This is a genomic window from Pectinatus brassicae (genome assembly GCF_014201835.1).
Taxonomy (GTDB): Bacteria; Bacillota; Negativicutes; order Selenomonadales; family Selenomonadaceae; genus Pectinatus; species Pectinatus brassicae.
In genome coordinates this window covers 1-17840 of sequence record NZ_JACHFH010000028.1, presented here as the reverse complement: position 1 = coordinate 17840, position 17840 = coordinate 1, and the positions used below count along the sequence as shown (strand labels likewise).

Below are 17840 nucleotides of genomic sequence, written 5' to 3'. Positions count from 1 at the left end.
GTCTGAAATAAGGGCAGCTTTTTTGGTTATCTGTTATAATATTATTAAAATGTTATATTGTATAATGGAGGAAAAAATTGAGTAAAGAGATAAATGATACTATTGCAGCTCTTGCAACACCTGTTGGCGAGGGTGGCATAGGTATCATTCGTATTAGTGGTGAAAATGCGATAGCGATAGTTGATGAAATTTTTGTAGCAATAAATGAACGGCCATTGGCAGATCGTCATTCTTATCGTGCAATCTATGGTAAAATTATTGCCGCTGATGAAAAAATTATTGACGAAGTTATATGTTTATTAATGCGTAAGCCACATTCATACACAAAAGAAAATGTGGTTGAAATACAATGCCATGGCGGAATGATGCCATTAAAAAATATATTGGCCTTGGTACTTTCCCATGGAGCTCGTTTGGCAGAACCAGGTGAATTTACTAAAAGAGCATTTTTAAACGGCAGATTGGATTTGGCGCAAGCACAGGCTGTAATGGATATAATAAAAGCAAAAACTGATGCGGCTTTGCGTGCGGCTAATGGACATTTGTCAGGTTATTTTTCATCTCATATTGGACAAATACGTGAACCCCTGTTGGAAATGATTGCTCATTATGAAGCTATTATTGATTTTCCCGAAGAGGAAGTTGATGCCATTGACAATATACAAGTAATGGAAAAAATTGGTGAATTGCGGGAGAAAATAAAAGCAATGCTGTCTACGGCCAATACGGGTCGGATTTTACGTGATGGATTGATTACAGCAATTGTTGGTAAACCAAATGTTGGCAAATCCAGCTTATTAAATTTATTACTGCGTACGGACAGGGCAATTGTAACTGATGTGCCGGGAACTACCCGTGACAGCATTGAAGAATATGCTGATATCGACGGAGTGCCACTGCGAATTATTGATACGGCAGGAATAAGACAGACAAGTGATAAAGTTGAAAAAATCGGCGTTGATAAAGCGCGTCTTTATATTGATAAAGCTGACTTAATAATAGCCTTATTTGATGGCAGTAAAGAACTTGATGATGATGATAAAGAAATAATAGAATTAGTAAAACAGAAAAAAGCCCTTATAGTGATAAACAAAAATGATTTGCCGCAGACGATTGATGAATCATATATTGCCGGAAGTTGCGAGTTAAATAGTATAATACATATATCAACGGTGAAAGAGCAAGGTCTTGATGAATTAACCGCAGCGATAAAAAACATTGTATATGCAGGCAATGCCATTGGACATGAAGGTGAATATGTTAATAATGTTCGTCAAATTAATGCGTTAAAAAATGCTGATGCGCATTTGCAGGATGCCATCAAGGGCCTCGATGACGAGATACCGGAAGATTTAGTTGTTATTGATTTGCGCTCAGCTTGGGAAAAGCTTGGTGATATTATCGGTGATACAGTTAATGAAGATATAATTGATGAAATTTTTAGCCGTTTTTGTATCGGTAAATAATATATTATAAAAGTTTTGATATTTTGGGGGAACGAACGTGTTTATAGCCGGAGATTATGATGTTATAGTTATTGGAGCAGGCCATGCTGGCGTAGAAGCAGGTTTGGCAGCTGCTCGTATTGGATGCAGGACATTGCTTACTACTTTGAATATGGATAATATTGCCTTAATGCCATGTAATCCATCGGTAGGGGGGCCGGCTAAAGGTCATTTAGTGCGTGAACTTGATGCATTAGGCGGAGAAATGGGCATAAATGCCGATAAAACATGTATTCAATTTCGTATGCTTAATACAAGCAAGGGACCTGCTGTGCAAGCATTAAGAGCTCAGGCTGATAAAAAAAATTATCAAAACAGGATGAAAGAAGTATGCGAGAATCAGGAAAATCTCGACGTGAAACAACTATTAGTAGAAAAAATATTAACGGAGAATGATAAAGTTAGCGGCGTACAAATAGAAACAGGTGAAGTATATACCTGCAGAGCTGTTGTTTTAGCTTCGGGAACTTATTTACGCGGGCGAATAATAATAGGTGAAAAAACATATGATGGCGGGCCGATTGGCCAGCGCGCAGCGATGGCTTTATCAGAATCTTTATTGAATATTGGTGTAAAATTAATGCGGTTTAAGACGGGAACCCCAGCACGTGTTGATAAGCGTTCCTTGGATTTTAGTAAGATGAAAATTCAGCCCGGTGATGACGAATGCCGTAATTTTTCTTTTATGAGTGATGAAGTTACGCGTGAGCAGGTTCCCTGCTGGCTGACTTATACCAATGAAAATACACATAAAATTTTACGTGATAATATAGATAGAGCTCCAATGGCTAATGGAATAATCGAAGGCGTTGGGCCTAGATACTGCCCATCAATCGAAACTAAAATAATACGTTTTCCTGATAAGGACAAACATCAATTGTTTATTGAACCGGAAGGATTAAATACCAATGAAATGTATGTTCAAGGTATGTCGACCAGTATGCCTATAGATGTGCAGTTTGCTTTTTTGCAGACGATACCGGGATTGGAAAATGTAAAAATAATGCGTCCAGGCTATGCTATTGAGTATGATTGTCTTGATCCATTACAGCTACAGCCTTCTTTAGAACATAAAAATATTCAAGGCTTTTTTTCAGCCGGACAGGCTAATGGTACATCAGGCTATGAAGAAGCCGCGGCACAAGGACTTATTGCTGGTATAAATGCAGCTTTAAAAATAAAAGATAAAGAACCTTTAATTTTGAAACGTTCAGAAGCGTATCTGGGTGTATTGATTGATGACCTAGTAACTAAGGGGACAAATGAACCTTATCGAATGATGACTTCAAGAGCGGAGTATCGCTTAATATTACGCCAGGATAATGCTGATATGCGTCTCACCGAAAAGGGGCGTATGATAGGTTTAGTAAACGATGCACGCTATGAACGATTTACTAATAAAAAAACCAAGATACAAGAAATAACAAAATTATTGCAGACTACAAAAGTAAATCCTAACAAGGAGACAAACGAATTATTACTCAATAATAATTTGTCGGAAATACGTTCCAGTTTAACGTTATATGATTTATTAAAACGCAAAGAAATTACTTATAACAGCTTGCAGGAAATATTTGATATACCTAAAATTTCTGTTGAGGTAGAAAAGCAAATAGAGATTACTGCTAATTATGAAGGGTATATAGTAAAACAACAAGAGCAGGTAGAAAGAATGGAAAAGCTGGAAAGTAAAAAAATTCCTGCTGATATAGATTATGCTGATGTGGCTAATTTGCGTGATGAGGCACGGGAAAAATTACAGCAGATTTGTCCTATTTCTGTAGGGCAGGCTGCTAGAATATCTGGTGTTTCACCGGCAGACATATCGATACTTTTAATTTATATGGAACAACATAACCGAAGGGAAAAACAATAATGGATTTTGCCAAATTAATGGAATTAAAGGCACAGGAGTATGGCATAATATTAAATGACAGGCAGTTAGAACAATTTAATATTTACTATGAATTATTGCTAGAATGGAATAAGAAAATAAATCTTACAGCAATAACTGAACCAGAAGAAGTTGCTGTAAAGCATATGGTTGATTCATTAAGTGCCTGGGATGAATCGTTGCTGCCAGCAAATGCCAGAGCTATTGATGTAGGAACAGGCGCAGGTTTTCCCAGTATTCCATTAAAAATTATGCTGCCTGATTTGAAATTGACGTTACTGGATTCACTTAATAAACGAATTAAATTTTTACAGCTGGTAACTGATGCCTTAGGATTAAAGGATGTGAAGCTTGTTCATGGCCGTGCTGAAGAAGTTGCCCGGCAAAAAAAATACCGGGAAAAATATACTATTGCTTTTTCACGGGCTGTTGCTAAAATGTCAGTTTTGAGTGAATATACATTGCCGTTTGTTAAGATAGGCGGGTATTTGGTAGCGTTAAAAGGCAGGCAGTATAAAGAAGAAATAGAACAAGCTAATAATGCGTTGCAAGTATTAGGCAGCAGTATAGAGAAGGTTAAACCGGTAAAATTGCCGGGAATTGATGATATCAGGGCGATAATTTATGTCCATAAAGAAAAGCAAACACCAGCAGTATATCCACGTAAAGCAGGAACGCCGGAGAGAAATCCATTGTAAAAATTATTAAAACGGAGAGGCATTTATTATGGGTAAATATTTAGTAATAGTTATATGTGCAGTTTTTTTATTTAATCCTTATTTTTCACGAACAGCATCAGCAGCTAATGAGATACAGACAAAGGCAAGTACGGAAAAAACAACGCCAGATGTGCCCCAAATTAGCCAGGATAAGACAATTAACACTAAAGATGCTGCTATTTGGCAAAAGGTGCAAAAAGAAGAAGCCAGCAATAAAAAACGTTATGTTTTGATTGCTAAGGATAAGCGATTTTATTATTATTTAGATAGAAAAACGGCAAGATGGATATATGAACCATATACTAAAAAAGAAATAATGGATGTTTGGATTCAACTTGTTGATGCCAATAAAAAAGATCAGCCGGACGAAAATTATTCTAATGTGCCAGACCAGGTAAGTTATTTACTGGATCATTATTATATCAGGCCGAAAAGTCGTCAGATACAGTTTTTATGTGAGCTGGAAGTAACAGGTCAGCCATCTAATACAGTTAGACAGAATGTATACTCAATAAAAAATTGGGAAGATGTTATACCAGGCAGTGTGGAAGAAACTATATATAATGCAGTAATGGCAACAAAAGGTCAGCTGGTAAAAGTTTCTGCTGATAACCGCAGTATTGATAGGCAGGCTAGTGATTTTATAGATAGAGTTTTTAATATAGGTTTATAAAAAAAGTTGATAAAGTAAGCAGTTATCCACAATATCCACAGCTTTTGCTGTGGATATTGTGGATAACTAGTGGATAAATGATAAAAACTGTTAATAATTTGTTAACAATTATAAAACTTATCCACAAGCATATATTCTATAATGCAATATATTTTTTTAGAGTATAAAGTCGTATTATTTATGGGTTTAAGCATAATAATAAAATTTATAAATGTAGAAAAAAGAAGAATTATCCACAAATTTAATTGATGATTTGTGGATAATTCTTCTTTTTTAGGAAGTCATATAAATAAAGCCAGATATCCATAAATAATAATTTAGGATGTCTGGCTTTATTTATAAATTAATGATGGAATAAACGAATGCCGGTCATGGCCATTGTTATATTATATTTATCACATGTTTCAATAACATTATCGTCACGTATAGAGCCGCCGCTTTGAGCAATATAGCTAACGCCGCTTTTATGGGCGCGTTCAATATTATCACCAAATGGGAAAAAGGCATCGGAAGCAAGTGCTACGCCTGTTATTTGTTTGAGCCAGTTGTCCTTTTCTTCTTTAGTTAAAATAGCAGGCTTTTCTGTGAAGACACGCTGCCAATCATCATTGCCTAATAAATCCATATATTCATCAGAAATATATATATCAATAGCATTATCACGATCAGGACGGCGTACATCCTGCTTAAATGGCAGATTAAGAACTTTAGGATGCTGACGTAAATGCCAAATATCAGCTTTGCTGCCGGCCAGACGTGTACAATGAACACGTGATTGCTGACCAGCACCAATACCAATGGCTTGCCCATCTTTACTGTAACATACAGAATTTGATTGTGTATATTTTAAGGTTATAAGTGCTATTGTGAGATCACGTTTAGCATCGTCAGTCATGTTTTTATTTATCGTAGGAATAGATGTCAATAATTCATTGTTTATTAATAAATCATTGCGTTTCTGTTCAAAGGTAATACCAAATACTTCCTTAGTTTCTGCAGCTGGAGCTTTATAATTTTCATCCATCTGCAAAACAAGATAAGTCCCTTTACGTTTCTTTTTCAATATTTCTAATGCTTCAGCAGAATAAGATGGAGCTATTACTCCATCAGAAACTTCTCTAGCTAAAAAGGAGGCTGTAGCAGCGTCACATTCGTCCGATAAAGCAGCAAAATCACCATAAGATGACATTCTGTCGGCACCGCGAGCGCGGATATAAGCTGTAGCTAAAGGTGTTAATTCAATTCCTTCAACAAAATAAACTTTTTTTAATAAATCAGATAATGGAAGTCCTACAGCTGCCCCGGCTGGACTTACGTGTTTAAATGATGCCGCAGCAGGCAGGCCGGTAGCCTTTTTTAATTCCTGTACCAACTGCCAGCTGTTAAAAGCATCCAGTAGATTGATATAGCCTGGACGACCATTTAAGACAGTAAAGGGTAAAGATTGGTCATCTTTCATAAATACTTTAGCCGGTTTTTGATTTGGATTACAGCCATATTTTAGTTCCATTGAGTTCATAATCGAGTCTCCTTTTTATAATCGATATTAATTAAAAAATCATCCATAAATAGGATGATTGGGACTGACTAAAAGATAATGTAAAAATTATTTGGAAATAGATTTATTATAGCAGGTTTACAATCAATATTTAGCGAATGGTTCTATAGAGATAATGCTTTATTGTATTATGATATGTAATATTTGTATGAGCACACTTTATCATTTTAAATATGCTTTTGTCAAGTTGATAAGAGCTGTAAGATAGTCTTAGTAGGATATCAGTACATATTTTAGGAGGGATATATGTGATAAAAAATATCGCAGTATTGACTAGCGGAACGGATAATCCAGGGATGAATGCGGCCATAAGAGCTGTAACTCGCACCGCATTATTTGAAAAAGCTAAGGTATGGGGAGTGCAGGATGGTTTTTATGGACTTATCAGCGATAAGATCACTTTGCTTGATTCAATAGCAGTCAGTGATAAAATTCAGCGCGGGGGAACTTTTTTAGGGACAAGTTTTTGCCCGGAGTTTGAAACAATGCAAGGTCGGAAAAAGGCATTTGAGAATATAAAAAAACACAGTATTGACGGAATGGTTGTCATCGGTGGTGATGGAACTATGAAAGGAGCTAAATTATTTAGTGATGAATATGATTTTCCTATAGTTGGCATACCGGCAACGATTGAAAATGATATTTGGGGTACTGACTATACTGTTGGCTGTGATACAGCTGCCAATACAATAGTACAGGCGCTTAATAAACTGCGCGATACTGCATCGTCGCATAGACGAGTAATAGTTGTGGAAGTTGCGGGACGAAGATATGGCTGGTTGCCATTGGCAGCAGGCATTGCCGGCGGGGCAGAATATGTTTTAATACCTGAGGTAAAAACCGATTTAAAAAAATTAGTTGAAAACTTAAAGAAACGTCATGCGGCAGCAAAAACGTATAGTTTAATAGTTGTTGCTGATGGCTGTAGTGATATAAGTACTATTGGTAAAACCATCGCTGAGGAAACGAAACTCGATACGAGAATTTCTGTACTGGATTTAATTTTACATGGTGGAGCGCCTACGGTTAATGACAGAGTAAGAGCCAGTCAATTGGGAGAAAAAGCCGCATTGGCATTATTGTCAGGGTTATACAATATAGTTTTTGGTTATAATAAAAATGATATAGTGACAATAAATTTAAATGATGCGGTAAATAATAAAAAAACAGTTGATGAAGAATATATACGCATTGCTCAAATATTGGCACAGTAATTAATAAAAGGCTATGAAAATTTTTATGTTTTCATAGCCTTTTATAATGGACAGTATATTTAACTGATTTTAAGTAATGCTTTGGCTAATTTTACAGCAATAACACCATCTTGGGCATAGGCATCAGCACCCGCAGAATCAGCATATTCTTGCGTCAGTACAGCACCACCCACAATAACTTGGGCTTTGGAACCAGCTTTTTTGAGAGCAGCAATGACATCATCAATTTGTGAAATTGTGGTGGTCATTAGCGAACAAAGTCCCACAATATCAGCATTATTTTCTAGAGCAGCCCGGACAATTTCTTCAGCATCAACATCTTTGCCTAAATCAATAAGGTTAAAGCCATTATTTTCCAATAGGGCAGATACAATGTTTTTACCTAAATCGTGAATATCGCCTTTTACGGTAGCGATTACGACAGTCCCTTTACTGGTAACAGCTTGCGCTGGCAGAACTTCTTTTATTTTTAAGAAAGCTTCGCGCATTGCTTCGGCAGAAAGCATTACCTGCGGTAAAAATATTTTTTTTGCAGCAAATGATTTGCCGACATCATTCATGGCAGCGGTCAGGGCATCTTCAGTTATTTCATTGGAAGAATGTCCGTCCTTCAAGGCTGTTTCGACCATAGCGGCAACATTTTCTTTTTCGCCTGTTATTATGCAGTGTTTGATGGCAGCAATAATATCATTAGTATCTGCAGGGGTATTGACAGGTAATGTATTTTCCTGCGACTGAGAACTATAGATAAGGCTGTAATGTTGTCCGCTGGGATCCTTGCCAATAATTGCTGCTGAGGCTAATAAAGAATTTTTCATGGATTCATCGTAGGGATTCATAATAGGCGCATCTAAGCCGGCAGCCAGACACATGGCAAAAAAAGTGCTGTTTATGAGCGGGCGATTAGGCAGCCCAAAGGAAATATTTGATAAGCCCATAGTTGCCGGATAACCAAATTCACTGCGATATAATTTCAATGCCTGCAATACTTCAAGTGCAGCGGTTTTATCAGCTGCGATGGTCATGACAAGACCATCAAGCATAAAATCGGAATCCTTTAGACCATGTTTTTTGGCCTCATTAATTATCGTATGCAATATCTCAATACGAGCAGCGGCCGTTTTAGGAAGTCCTTTATCGGAAAGCGGCAGACATAAAATAGCTGCACCGTATTTTTTGGCTAATGGTAAAAAATATTTTAAACGGTCTGGCTCAGCAGATACAGAATTGATAAGGGCACGCCCCGGATATGCTTTGAGACCTGCCTCTAAACTGGCTGGATCACTGGTGTCAATAGCAAGGGGGGTGGCTACTATTTGTGAAACTTCTCTTATAGCTTTTTCCATGGCGGCAACCTGGTCGATACCAGCTACTCCCATATTTACATCTAAGATATCTGCACCGGCATTAGTTTGCTCTACGGCTTCTTTTTTTACCGATAAAAAGGAGCCATTTTTTATTTCTGCACCTAATTTTTTACGGCCAGTGGGATTTATTCTTTCACCGATAAGGCGAGTAGGTAAATCGCTGCCGACAAAAATGGTTTTAGAACGGCTGGTCAATGCTAGATGGGCGGAAGGAGCAGTGCGGGCAGGGATTGATAAGCCTGTAACAGCTTCTTTTACAGCTGCAATATGTTGAGGTGTTGTTCCACAGCAGCCACCAATAAATGTGGCACCTGCTTCGATTAATTTTGGTGCCCATTTGCCCATATCAGCAGGACTCATAGGGAAAATTGTTTTGCCGTCAACTAAATGGGGCATGCCGGCATTGGGTTGAACACTTATGGGACAGCGGCAATTTTGGGCCAAAGTTTTTACTATAGGAATTAATTGCTCAGGGCCAGTGGAACAATTGGCTCCAATTATGCTGGCCCCCATGGCTTCCAAAGTAATAGCGGCTGTTTGGGCATCTGTACCTGTTACAGTGCGCCCGTCTTCAGAATAAGACATTTGACAGATTACAGGGATTTGTGGAGCCGCGGCCTTGCAGGCCAGAAGAGCGGCACGCATTTCTTGTAAGTCGATACATGTTTCAATAAGTAGATAGTCAACACCACCCTCTGCCAAAATGGAAGCTTGGGTAAAATAGACATTGTATACTTCATCAAATGAGATATCACCCAATGGTTCAATAAATCTACCAGTAGGCCCCATTGAACCAGCAATTTTAGCCTTACCATCAGCAGCAGAGCGGGCGTTCTTTACAGCAGCAAGATTTATTTCTCGTACTTTATCACTTAAATTATAATGGGCTAATTTTATACTGCTGGCACCAAATGTATTGGTTTCAATAACTGTAGATCCAGCAGTTATATAATCTTTGTGCATTTTAATTATTGCGGCAGACTCTTGTAGATTTAGCAATTCAGGGCACATGCCTGTTTTTAAAATACCTTGTGCTTGTAAAATTGTGCCAGTAGCACCATCAAAAATATTAATCATTTACATACCTCAATTGTTGCACGTGAAACATGCATTATATTTTATTAATTATTTGAGCCGGGAAGGACAGTCAATTTGTGAACAGGTGGAACAAGAAGGTTTTTGCGGTGAAAATTCATCAGTTTTAGGAACAAGACCAATAATTGCAGTTACAGATTTACGGGGAGAAAGCATCATTGAAGAGGTACAAGTGATATTAATCGCACGGGCAGCTGATAATGACAGCATTTCCGGCTGGCAGTTTATATCCCAGTCTCCATAGCCAGGGCTAAAACGCCAAATTCGTTTATAGCCCATGGAAGCAACGCGAGGCTCAATGTTTTTTTCCAAATTATCAGCAGCTTGTTCTACCGCCGTAGTAGCGGCAGCATCGAGTAACAGGGCATAGACATAAGAGCCGTCTTGAAAAGACTGTTCAATAATTTTTTCAACTTCATCACCAATAGTTACAGCGAGTATAATTACTTTTTCACAATGGCTGAGATGTTTTAAGATTTTTGTACCATATATTTTGAAGGGTTTTTCTGATAAAACTGTACCAGTTGTGTTATCATAGTTATAGAGATTCCAGCTGCCACGTGGGTTGGCTATATAAAGCATATCGTTACAGGCTTGCCTAATCGTATTTTCATCAAAATCAGCGATACTAAGTCCGGCATAGCGGCGAGTTTCTTTGGGGTCAATACTGCCTAATGGTGCATTATATATTGGCAAATGAATCACCTCATTGGTTTAGTTTAATTTTAAAATATAACATATAGTTATAAATATATGTTATATTATACTTTTTATAACTAAAAGTATAATATATTTTATCATAAAATAATTATTTAGGGTAATAGCTAAAAACTTTATCTGGATATATGTTTACTAAAATTAATTTAAAGTTGGCAGGAAAATAAAAAAATATCGTGGAAAATAGTTTTATAATAAAAAAGAAGGTGTTAATATGGCAAAAATAATTGCATTGGCTAATCAAAAAGGCGGTGTGGGTAAAACTACAACGGCAATAAATTTAAGTGCAGCATTAGTGGATAGAGGTTATAAGGTTTTATTGGTAGATACAGATCCGCAGGGAAATGCTACCAGTGGTTGTGGCATAGAAAAGGGACAAATAAAATTATCATTATATGATTTATTATTACGGGAAAAAAATATATTAGAAATTATAGTAGCAACAAATGGTGGAATTAAAGTACTGCCCGCATTGATAGATTTGGCTGGAGCCGAAGTGGAAATGGTATCAATGTTTTCACGTGAAACAAAATTAAAAAAAGCGTTGGACAAAATTAAAAATGCTTATGATTATATAATCATCGATTGTCCGCCATCATTAGGATTATTGACAATTAATGCATTAACAGCAGCTGATTCAGTCATATTACCGCTGCAATGTGAATTTTATGCATTGGAAGGAATGACACAAATTCTTAATACGATTAAATTAGTGCATGAAAACCTTAATGAGAAATTATCATTGGAGGGTGTTTTGTTAACTATGTATGATGCCCGCACTAATTTATCGGCACAAGTTGCAGAGGAAGTAAAAAAACATTTTCCTGATAAAGTATATAGGACAATGATTCCTCGTAATGTGCGTTTGAGTGAAGCTCCTTCTTATGGCTGTCCGATCAATGAATATGCAGCAGATTCCAAAGGTGCTATTGCTTATAAGGATTTGGCAGAGGAGGTCATAAAGAATGGCTAAAAAAGTACACAGTGGATTAGGAAAAGGATTAGGGGCATTGTTAAAAGATGCTGAACCTGATTTTAAAGAAAAAATTGCGGATATTGATATAGCCTTGATAGAGAGTAATCCATTTCAGCCAAGAAAAAATTTTGATGATACAGGGTTGGATGAATTAGCTCAATCGATAAAACAATATGGGGTATTACAGCCAGTTCTGCTGCGAAAAGTGGGTGAAAAATATCAGTTAATAGCTGGTGAACGTCGCCTAAAAGCTTCAAAAAAGGCAGATAAAAAAGTTATTCCAGCAGTAATTAGGAATTATGATGATAAGCAGACAGCACAAATTGCACTGATAGAAAATCTACAAAGAGAAGATTTAAATGCCTTAGAGGAAGCAACAGCGTATAATAATCTTTTACAGGAATGCAGCATAACGCAAAGTGAATTAGCACAATATGTAGGGAAAAGCCGTAGTCATGTTGCCAACTTTTTACGGCTGTTACAATTGTCGGATATTGTTAAAGAACAAATAAATAAGGGTAATCTAAATATGGGGCAGGCAAAACCATTATTGTCTATTGAGAATAAAAATTTGCAGGAACAAACAGCCTTGTATATAATTGCCAATGAATTATCAGCGCGCGATGCAGAAAAACTAGTCAAAAAAATAGATAATAATAAAGATTATTTTATAGAAGATACAAAAAGTGTTTTGCCAATAAAGGATATTTTTATTAATGATGCGGAAGATAAGTTAAAAATGTTGTTTGGCAATAAAGTAAAAATAAAAACGGGTAAGAAGGCTGGTAAGATTGAAATAGAATTTCTTACAGAGTCAGATTTGGATAGAATTGTTGAAATCCTTTTGCAGCAAAAAAAATCTAAAATAAATGATAATGATAATACACAATTTTTTGTATAAATTTTGATAAATAAAGACAATATGTGGTATAATATGGCGTATTTATAAAATGAATATATTCGATATTATAAAGGAGCGTACAAATGAATGATGATTGGCATGAATGGTTTTTCTAATTTGGAAATAACATATGCAGTTATAGGAATGGCAGTGTTGCTGTTATTAGTGTATGTAGTTGCAATTATATTATTGGTTAAGTTAAGCAATATGAAGAAAAAATATAAAAAAATGATGACAGGAATAGAATCGGCTGACCTAGAGAAAATGCTGCTGGAGCATATTGCTAAAGTAAAACAAATTGAAAGTCAAAATAGAGATATAGAAATCGATAATGAAGCAATACATGCTATTTTGCAAACAACAATACAACGTGTAGGAATAGTACGATTCGCGGCTTTTGAGGATGTCGGCGGCGATTTAAGCTATGCGGTAGCACTTTTGGATCAGACAAATACAGGAATTATATTATCCAGCATATTTAGCCGCAGCAGTTCAACTACGTACATGAAACCTATAGATAAAGGCAATTCTTCCTATAAGCTTTCGCAGGAAGAACAGGAAGCATTAAATAAAGCAATGGCATAAATAGTGAAGCTGTCACATAGTCAAATATGTGGCAGTTTTTTTATTATTAAAGAAATCGAACAATATTAAAAATTCATTTATTTGTAATCATAAAAAAATAGTGCTAAACTAAATACGTATTAGTGTACATATGTAAAATTAAAGTTTCCTAGTTAACAATTTTATGTGTCTTATCAAATTTTTTTATGAGTATACAAAAGATAGTTTAGTTAATAATTTTAAATTTACTTATGACAGTAATTAATTTAGAAAAAGTATTAAAGAGGCGATTCGTATGTTGAAAAAGGCGGCATTAAAAGCGGCATTAAAACTATGGAATAAGGGTGGTTTTACGGTTCGCTTTTGGGATGACGAAGAAGTAGATTATGGCAGTGAGCAATCAAGCTTTAAAATCATATTTCATCGAGAACCAAATATGTCTGATATAAAAGATATCAGCTCCAATTTAGTATTAGCATTGGGTCAGGCCTATATGGATGGCAGTATAGACTTTGAAGGTTCCCTTGATGCAGTAATCGCTACAATGTTTAAAAATCAAACAGGTGATGCAAAAAAATACGATTTAGATGGTTTACGAAAAAAAATGTTTTCTGGAGTAGAAGAAATAGAAAAGGAAAATATTCATAGTCATTATGATATAGGAAATGATTTTTACCGTAAATGGCTTGATAGTACAATGTCTTATTCCTGCGCATATTTTAAGCGGCCAACAGATACTTTGGATGAAGCCCAATTACATAAAATAGATCATTCTTTACAAAAATTATTACTTAGAGAAAATGAAACATTGTTGGATATTGGCTGTGGCTGGGGCTGGCTTATTATTAGAGCTGCACAAAAATATGGTGTTAATGCTACCGGAATTACTTTGAGTGAAGAGCAATATGCTGGTGCCACTGCTAAAATAAAAGAACTAGGATTAGAAAATAAGGTTAAAGTAATATTATTAAATTACATGGATTTAGATCATAAGAAATATCAATTTGATAAAATCATCAGTATTGGTATGTTTGAACATGTGGGGAAAGAATTTTTGCCTTTATATTTAAATAAAGCCAATACGTTACTTAAAGACGGCGGTTTATTTTTATTGCATTCAATAATGGGCTTTACAGAAGCGCCTACTAATGCTTGGATAAAAAAATATATTTTCCCAGGTGGTTATGTGCCTACGGTACGTGAAACAGTCGCATTGTTCCCGGATTTTAATTTTTATTTGATTCATATGGAAAGTCTGCGCCGTCACTATGCCCGCACGCTTGATGAGTGGTACAAAAATTTTATCGAGTGTAAGGACACTTTACCAGAAAAATATGATGATAAATTTAAGCGGATGTGGGGACTATACCTTTCCGGATGTGCGTCAGCTTTTAGGACTGGTAATATTGATGTGGTTCAATATGTTCTCAGCAAAGGTGTAAATAATAAATTGCCGATGACTGATGAATATATGTATGAGGAATAAAATCATTATTAATAGATATTTATTTAATTTACGTATTGACAGAAAATAAAATTATATTTAAGATTATCTTAATAGAGTAGTAATTATATTATTTTTTTAAGATGAATAATCATTTTGCTAATTGTTTTTACAGGAAAGTATATTAAAAAAGGACTTTAATTGCTATCATGGTTGTAATAATATATTTTTTAGCGTCACAATAAAAACTTTTTAGTAAAGGGGTCTTTAATATATTAAAAATATTTTCTGATGTAGAAGAAGAAAAAAGGCGATTGGAAAATATACTGATACAGGTAAAAACAGATCAAATTATTTATCGTCAGAGAAATGAAATAAAAATAGCAAATAGATTACGTCTTTTAGAAAATCAACTGGAAATAGCAGTGAAGTCCTTGCAAGACGCAATGCGCTTAAAATGAATTATTGAAGCAGCAAAAGAGTATACTGATAAATAAAATCCGCCTAAAAAGGCGGATTTTATTTATCAAAATTAATCAAGAGGATATTAGAAAATAATATAGAATTGGTAACCCAAAGAATATAGATAAAAATTATTGTATTAATTAAAAAATTACAATAAAATAAATTTATTTATTTTATTAAATGTGGTATAATTATCTACAGAAAATTATTATTACATAAAAGATGTTGATTGTGTAATGGTATTAATCTAATAATACAAATTAATTATGGAGGGATTTTAAGATGGATGAATTTGTTTTTTATCGTTGTGCAAAATGTGGTAATATTGTGGCGGTTATGAATAATGGTGGCGGAACCTTAGTATGCTGCGGCGAACCAATGGCAAAGCTTACAGCCAATACAACTGATGCCGCGCAGGAAAAGCACGTTCCTGTAGTAACCAAGAATGGTGAAAAAGTAGAAGTTGCTGTTGGGTCAACCTTACATCCAATGCAGGATGAGCACTATATTCAATGGATTGCATTAGTGGCAGATTCGCGTGTAAAAATCCAATTCCTAAAACCTGGTGAAGAACCTAAGGCTGAATTTTGCAGTGCAGCTAGCGGCACTGTTTATGAATATTGTAATTTACATGGTTTATGGAAAACTGACTTTTAAAGTTCGTCCTAATATAAAAGAGATTCTCATATGAGAATCTCTTTTATATTATAGTAAAATTCTATCATTCTAGTTACTTTTAATAATTAAGTATAAAAAGATAAATAAATTACAAAAAATATGTTGAAAATAGTAAAACATAGTAATATAATAATAATTAGTTATTGAGAATGCATTTCATTTTATAATAAAGGTGGTATATTAATGGATATCAAAGTGGATCAAGAATATAAACTGTTTATTGACGGTGAATGGATAGCGGCAGAAGACAACAAAACATATAATACTGTTTGTCCAGCTACGGGAAAAATATTGGCAGCTTGTGCTAATGCATCACAGAAAGATGTAGATTTGGCAGTAAAAGCAGGTTGGAAAGCTTTTCCCGCATGGAAAAAAACGAGTCCTGCCCAGCGGGCGGATCTTTTACTTAAGATTGCCGATATAATCGATGCAAATAAAGATAGGTTAGCAGCTGTTGAAAGTATTGATAATGGCAAGCCCATAAGAGAAACAGCAGCCATTGATATACCAATGGCTAGTGATCATTTTCGTTATTTTGCCGGAGCAATTAGAGTTCAGGAAGGCTCCGCGTCTTTTATAGATAATGATAAATTAAGCTTAATTATAAATGAACCACTAGGGGTTGTAGCACAGATTGTTCCTTGGAATTTTCCATTTTTAATGGCAGCATGGAAATTAGCCCCAGCCTTGGCTGCGGGCAATTGCATTGTATTTAAGCCCTCTAGTGAAACCTCCCTTAGTGTGTTGGAATTAGGAAAATTGCTGCAGGACGTATTGCCAGCAGGGGTATTAAATATTATAACGGGTAAAGGTTCAACTACAGGAAATTATATACTGGAACATCCTGATATTAAAAAGCTGGCGTTCACTGGCTCGACCGAAGTTGGCTATGATGTAGCTAAAGCAGCTGCTGATAAACTAATACCAGCAACATTGGAATTAGGTGGTAAATCGGCTAATATATTTTTTGAGGATGCACCATGGGAAAAAGCTGTAGAAGGTGTATGCATGGGAATTTTATTTAATCAAGGACAGGTTTGCTGTGCAGGTTCCCGTGTATTTGTTCAAGATACTATTTATGATAAATTTTTAGCAGCTGTTAAAGAAAAATTTGAAGCGGTTAAAGTTGGTATGCCATTGGAAAAAACTACGATGATGGGCAGCCAGATTAGTCAAAGACAATTGGAAAAAATCCTATCTTATATTGATATTGCCACAAATGAAGGAGCTGTAGTGGTAACTGGCGGTAAAAAAATAACAACAGATGAATTAAAAAATGGTGCTTTTATGCAGCCGACTATTCTTGGTAATGTTACTAATAATATGCGTGTGGCGCAGGAAGAAATTTTTGGGCCGGTTGTTTGCTTTATAAAATTCCATGATGAACAAGAAGTAGTGGATATGGCTAATGACAGTGAATATGGTCTGGGTGGAGCGGTATGGACAAAGGATATAAATCGTGCTCTGCGTGTAGCCAAAGCTGTAGAAACAGGCCGTATGTGGATAAATAACTATAATAATCTGCCGGCACATGCTCCATTTGGCGGCTATAAAAAATCAGGTATTGGTCGTGAAACACATAAAATGATTTTAGATAATTATACACAGGTAAAAAATATTTTCATTGATACAAGTGAAGAATTAACAGGGTTGTATTGATAAAACTTATTATATGAGGAGGACTAATAATGAGATGTTTTCAGGAAGCTGTAACAAATCGTCGGACTAATTACGCGTTAGGAAAAAATATTGATGTATTGCCATCGCAGATAATCGCAGTAGTTGAAAAAATGACAAAAGAGGTACCATCATCATTTAATATGCAGTCGGCAAGAGTAGTAGTGGCATTAAATGATAATCATAATAAAATTTGGCAGATAACCAAGGATACTTTACGCGGTATTGTGCCAGCTGATAAATTTGCGCCAACAGAAGCTAAAATAGATAGTTTTGCTGCTGCTTATGGTACGGTATTATTTTTTGATTAAATGGGAGCCGCACACTCGTGACTTTAGTCGTGAGTTAGGCGACCAAACTAGTCAGTATGTATAGAAATATGCATATAGAGAT

Annotated in this window: 16 protein-coding genes; 13 read left to right on the top strand and 3 right to left on the bottom strand. The window is 35.6% G+C overall.

Annotated elements, in window-relative coordinates; genetic code table 11:
- Window positions 1-77 precede the first annotated feature (77 nt).
- The 4 genes from mnmE to HNR32_RS10200 are packed head-to-tail and all read left to right on the top strand — an operon-like array spanning window position 78 to window position 4791.
- On the top strand, window positions 78-1466 hold the full coding sequence (gene mnmE / locus HNR32_RS10215) for a tRNA uridine-5-carboxymethylaminomethyl(34) synthesis GTPase MnmE (RefSeq protein ID WP_183862313.1): 1389 nt from the start codon (window positions 78-80) through the stop codon (window positions 1464-1466).
- Between the two features lie 37 nt (window positions 1467-1503).
- The gene (gene mnmG, locus HNR32_RS10210; protein WP_183862311.1) at window positions 1504-3381 is read left to right on the top strand and encodes a tRNA uridine-5-carboxymethylaminomethyl(34) synthesis enzyme MnmG; all 1878 of its coding nucleotides are present in this window, start codon (window positions 1504-1506) and stop codon (window positions 3379-3381) included.
- A complete protein-coding gene (gene rsmG, locus HNR32_RS10205; RefSeq protein WP_183862309.1) occupies window positions 3381-4097 on the top strand; it encodes a 16S rRNA (guanine(527)-N(7))-methyltransferase RsmG in 717 nt (238 codons plus the stop codon). The genes mnmG and rsmG overlap by 1 nt, the downstream gene beginning before the upstream one ends.
- Window positions 4098-4125: 28 nt before the next feature.
- Window positions 4126-4791 carry a hypothetical protein gene (locus HNR32_RS10200; protein WP_183862307.1) on the top strand — a complete coding sequence of 222 codons (666 nt, stop codon included), beginning with the start codon at window positions 4126-4128 and terminating at the stop codon, window positions 4789-4791.
- Between the two features lie 343 nt (window positions 4792-5134).
- Here HNR32_RS10200 and HNR32_RS10195 read toward each other — a convergent pair whose 3' ends face one another.
- Window positions 5135-6310 carry a phosphoribosylaminoimidazolecarboxamide formyltransferase gene (locus tag HNR32_RS10195; RefSeq protein WP_196611125.1) on the bottom strand — a complete coding sequence of 392 codons (1176 nt, stop codon included), beginning with the start codon at window positions 6308-6310 and terminating at the stop codon, window positions 5135-5137.
- A gap of 287 nt (window positions 6311-6597) precedes the next feature.
- Here HNR32_RS10195 and HNR32_RS10190 point away from each other — a divergent pair, with 287 nt between their 5' ends.
- On the top strand, window positions 6598-7563 hold the full coding sequence (locus HNR32_RS10190) for an ATP-dependent 6-phosphofructokinase (protein WP_183862305.1): 966 nt from the start codon (window positions 6598-6600) through the stop codon (window positions 7561-7563).
- 59 nt (window positions 7564-7622) lie between these two features.
- Here HNR32_RS10190 and HNR32_RS10185 read toward each other — a convergent pair whose 3' ends face one another.
- A complete protein-coding gene (locus HNR32_RS10185; RefSeq protein ID WP_183862303.1) occupies window positions 7623-10007 on the bottom strand; it encodes a homocysteine S-methyltransferase family protein in 2385 nt (794 codons plus the stop codon).
- Window positions 10008-10055: 48 nt separating this feature from the next.
- Window positions 10056-10721, bottom strand: coding sequence for a methionine synthase (locus tag HNR32_RS10180; protein WP_183862301.1), 666 nt, complete (start codon window positions 10719-10721; stop codon window positions 10056-10058).
- 235 nt (window positions 10722-10956) lie between these two features.
- Here HNR32_RS10180 and HNR32_RS10175 point away from each other — a divergent pair, with 235 nt between their 5' ends.
- From HNR32_RS10175 to HNR32_RS10140, 8 genes are all read left to right on the top strand, one after another.
- Window positions 10957-11715 (top strand): ParA family protein, encoded by a 759-nt coding sequence (locus HNR32_RS10175; protein ID WP_183862299.1) that lies wholly within the window; start codon window positions 10957-10959, stop codon window positions 11713-11715.
- Window positions 11708-12619, top strand: a complete 912-nt coding sequence (locus HNR32_RS10170; RefSeq protein ID WP_183862296.1) for a ParB/RepB/Spo0J family partition protein — start codon at window positions 11708-11710, stop codon at window positions 12617-12619. The genes HNR32_RS10175 and HNR32_RS10170 overlap by 8 nt, the downstream gene beginning before the upstream one ends.
- A gap of 87 nt (window positions 12620-12706) precedes the next feature.
- On the top strand, window positions 12707-13204 hold the full coding sequence (locus HNR32_RS10165) for a DUF4446 family protein (protein ID WP_231038125.1): 498 nt from the start codon (window positions 12707-12709) through the stop codon (window positions 13202-13204).
- Between the two features lie 274 nt (window positions 13205-13478).
- Complete coding sequence (locus HNR32_RS10160; RefSeq protein ID WP_183862294.1) at window positions 13479-14669, top strand: SAM-dependent methyltransferase; 1191 nt, start codon at window positions 13479-13481, stop codon at window positions 14667-14669.
- A 272-nt stretch (window positions 14670-14941) separates the two neighbouring features.
- Entirely contained in the window at window positions 14942-15088 is a 147-nt protein-coding gene (locus HNR32_RS10155) for a hypothetical protein (protein ID WP_183862292.1), read from the top strand.
- 286 nt (window positions 15089-15374) lie between these two features.
- The gene (locus HNR32_RS10150) at window positions 15375-15749 is read left to right on the top strand and encodes a desulfoferrodoxin (protein ID WP_183862291.1); all 375 of its coding nucleotides are present in this window, start codon (window positions 15375-15377) and stop codon (window positions 15747-15749) included.
- A 204-nt stretch (window positions 15750-15953) separates the two neighbouring features.
- Complete coding sequence (locus tag HNR32_RS10145) at window positions 15954-17429, top strand: aldehyde dehydrogenase family protein (RefSeq protein ID WP_183862289.1); 1476 nt, start codon at window positions 15954-15956, stop codon at window positions 17427-17429.
- A gap of 29 nt (window positions 17430-17458) precedes the next feature.
- Complete coding sequence (locus HNR32_RS10140) at window positions 17459-17758, top strand: nitroreductase family protein (RefSeq protein WP_183862287.1); 300 nt, start codon at window positions 17459-17461, stop codon at window positions 17756-17758.
- Window positions 17759-17840 lie beyond the last annotated feature (82 nt).

Excerpts from the sequence above, each read along its gene's own strand:
- HNR32_RS10160 (WP_183862294.1), top strand. The coding sequence starts at position 13,479 with ATGTTGAAAAAGGCGGCATTAAAAGCGGCATTAAAACTATGGAATAAG.
- HNR32_RS10145 (WP_183862289.1), top strand. The coding sequence starts at position 15,954 with ATGGATATCAAAGTGGATCAAGAATATAAACTGTTTATTGACGGTGAA.
- HNR32_RS10185 (WP_183862303.1), bottom strand. The coding sequence starts at position 10,007 with ATGATTAATATTTTTGATGGTGCTACTGGCACAATTTTACAAGCACAA.
- HNR32_RS10170 (WP_183862296.1), top strand. The coding sequence starts at position 11,708 with ATGGCTAAAAAAGTACACAGTGGATTAGGAAAAGGATTAGGGGCATTG.
- HNR32_RS10175 (WP_183862299.1), top strand. The coding sequence starts at position 10,957 with ATGGCAAAAATAATTGCATTGGCTAATCAAAAAGGCGGTGTGGGTAAA.
- rsmG (WP_183862309.1), top strand. The coding sequence starts at position 3,381 with ATGGATTTTGCCAAATTAATGGAATTAAAGGCACAGGAGTATGGCATA.
- HNR32_RS10195 (WP_196611125.1), bottom strand. The coding sequence starts at position 6,310 with ATGAACTCAATGGAACTAAAATATGGCTGTAATCCAAATCAAAAACCG.
- HNR32_RS10200 (WP_183862307.1), top strand. The coding sequence starts at position 4,126 with ATGGGTAAATATTTAGTAATAGTTATATGTGCAGTTTTTTTATTTAAT.
- HNR32_RS10150 (WP_183862291.1), top strand. The coding sequence starts at position 15,375 with ATGGATGAATTTGTTTTTTATCGTTGTGCAAAATGTGGTAATATTGTG.
- HNR32_RS10140 (WP_183862287.1), top strand. The coding sequence starts at position 17,459 with ATGAGATGTTTTCAGGAAGCTGTAACAAATCGTCGGACTAATTACGCG.
- HNR32_RS10165 (WP_231038125.1), top strand. The coding sequence starts at position 12,707 with ATGATGATTGGCATGAATGGTTTTTCTAATTTGGAAATAACATATGCA.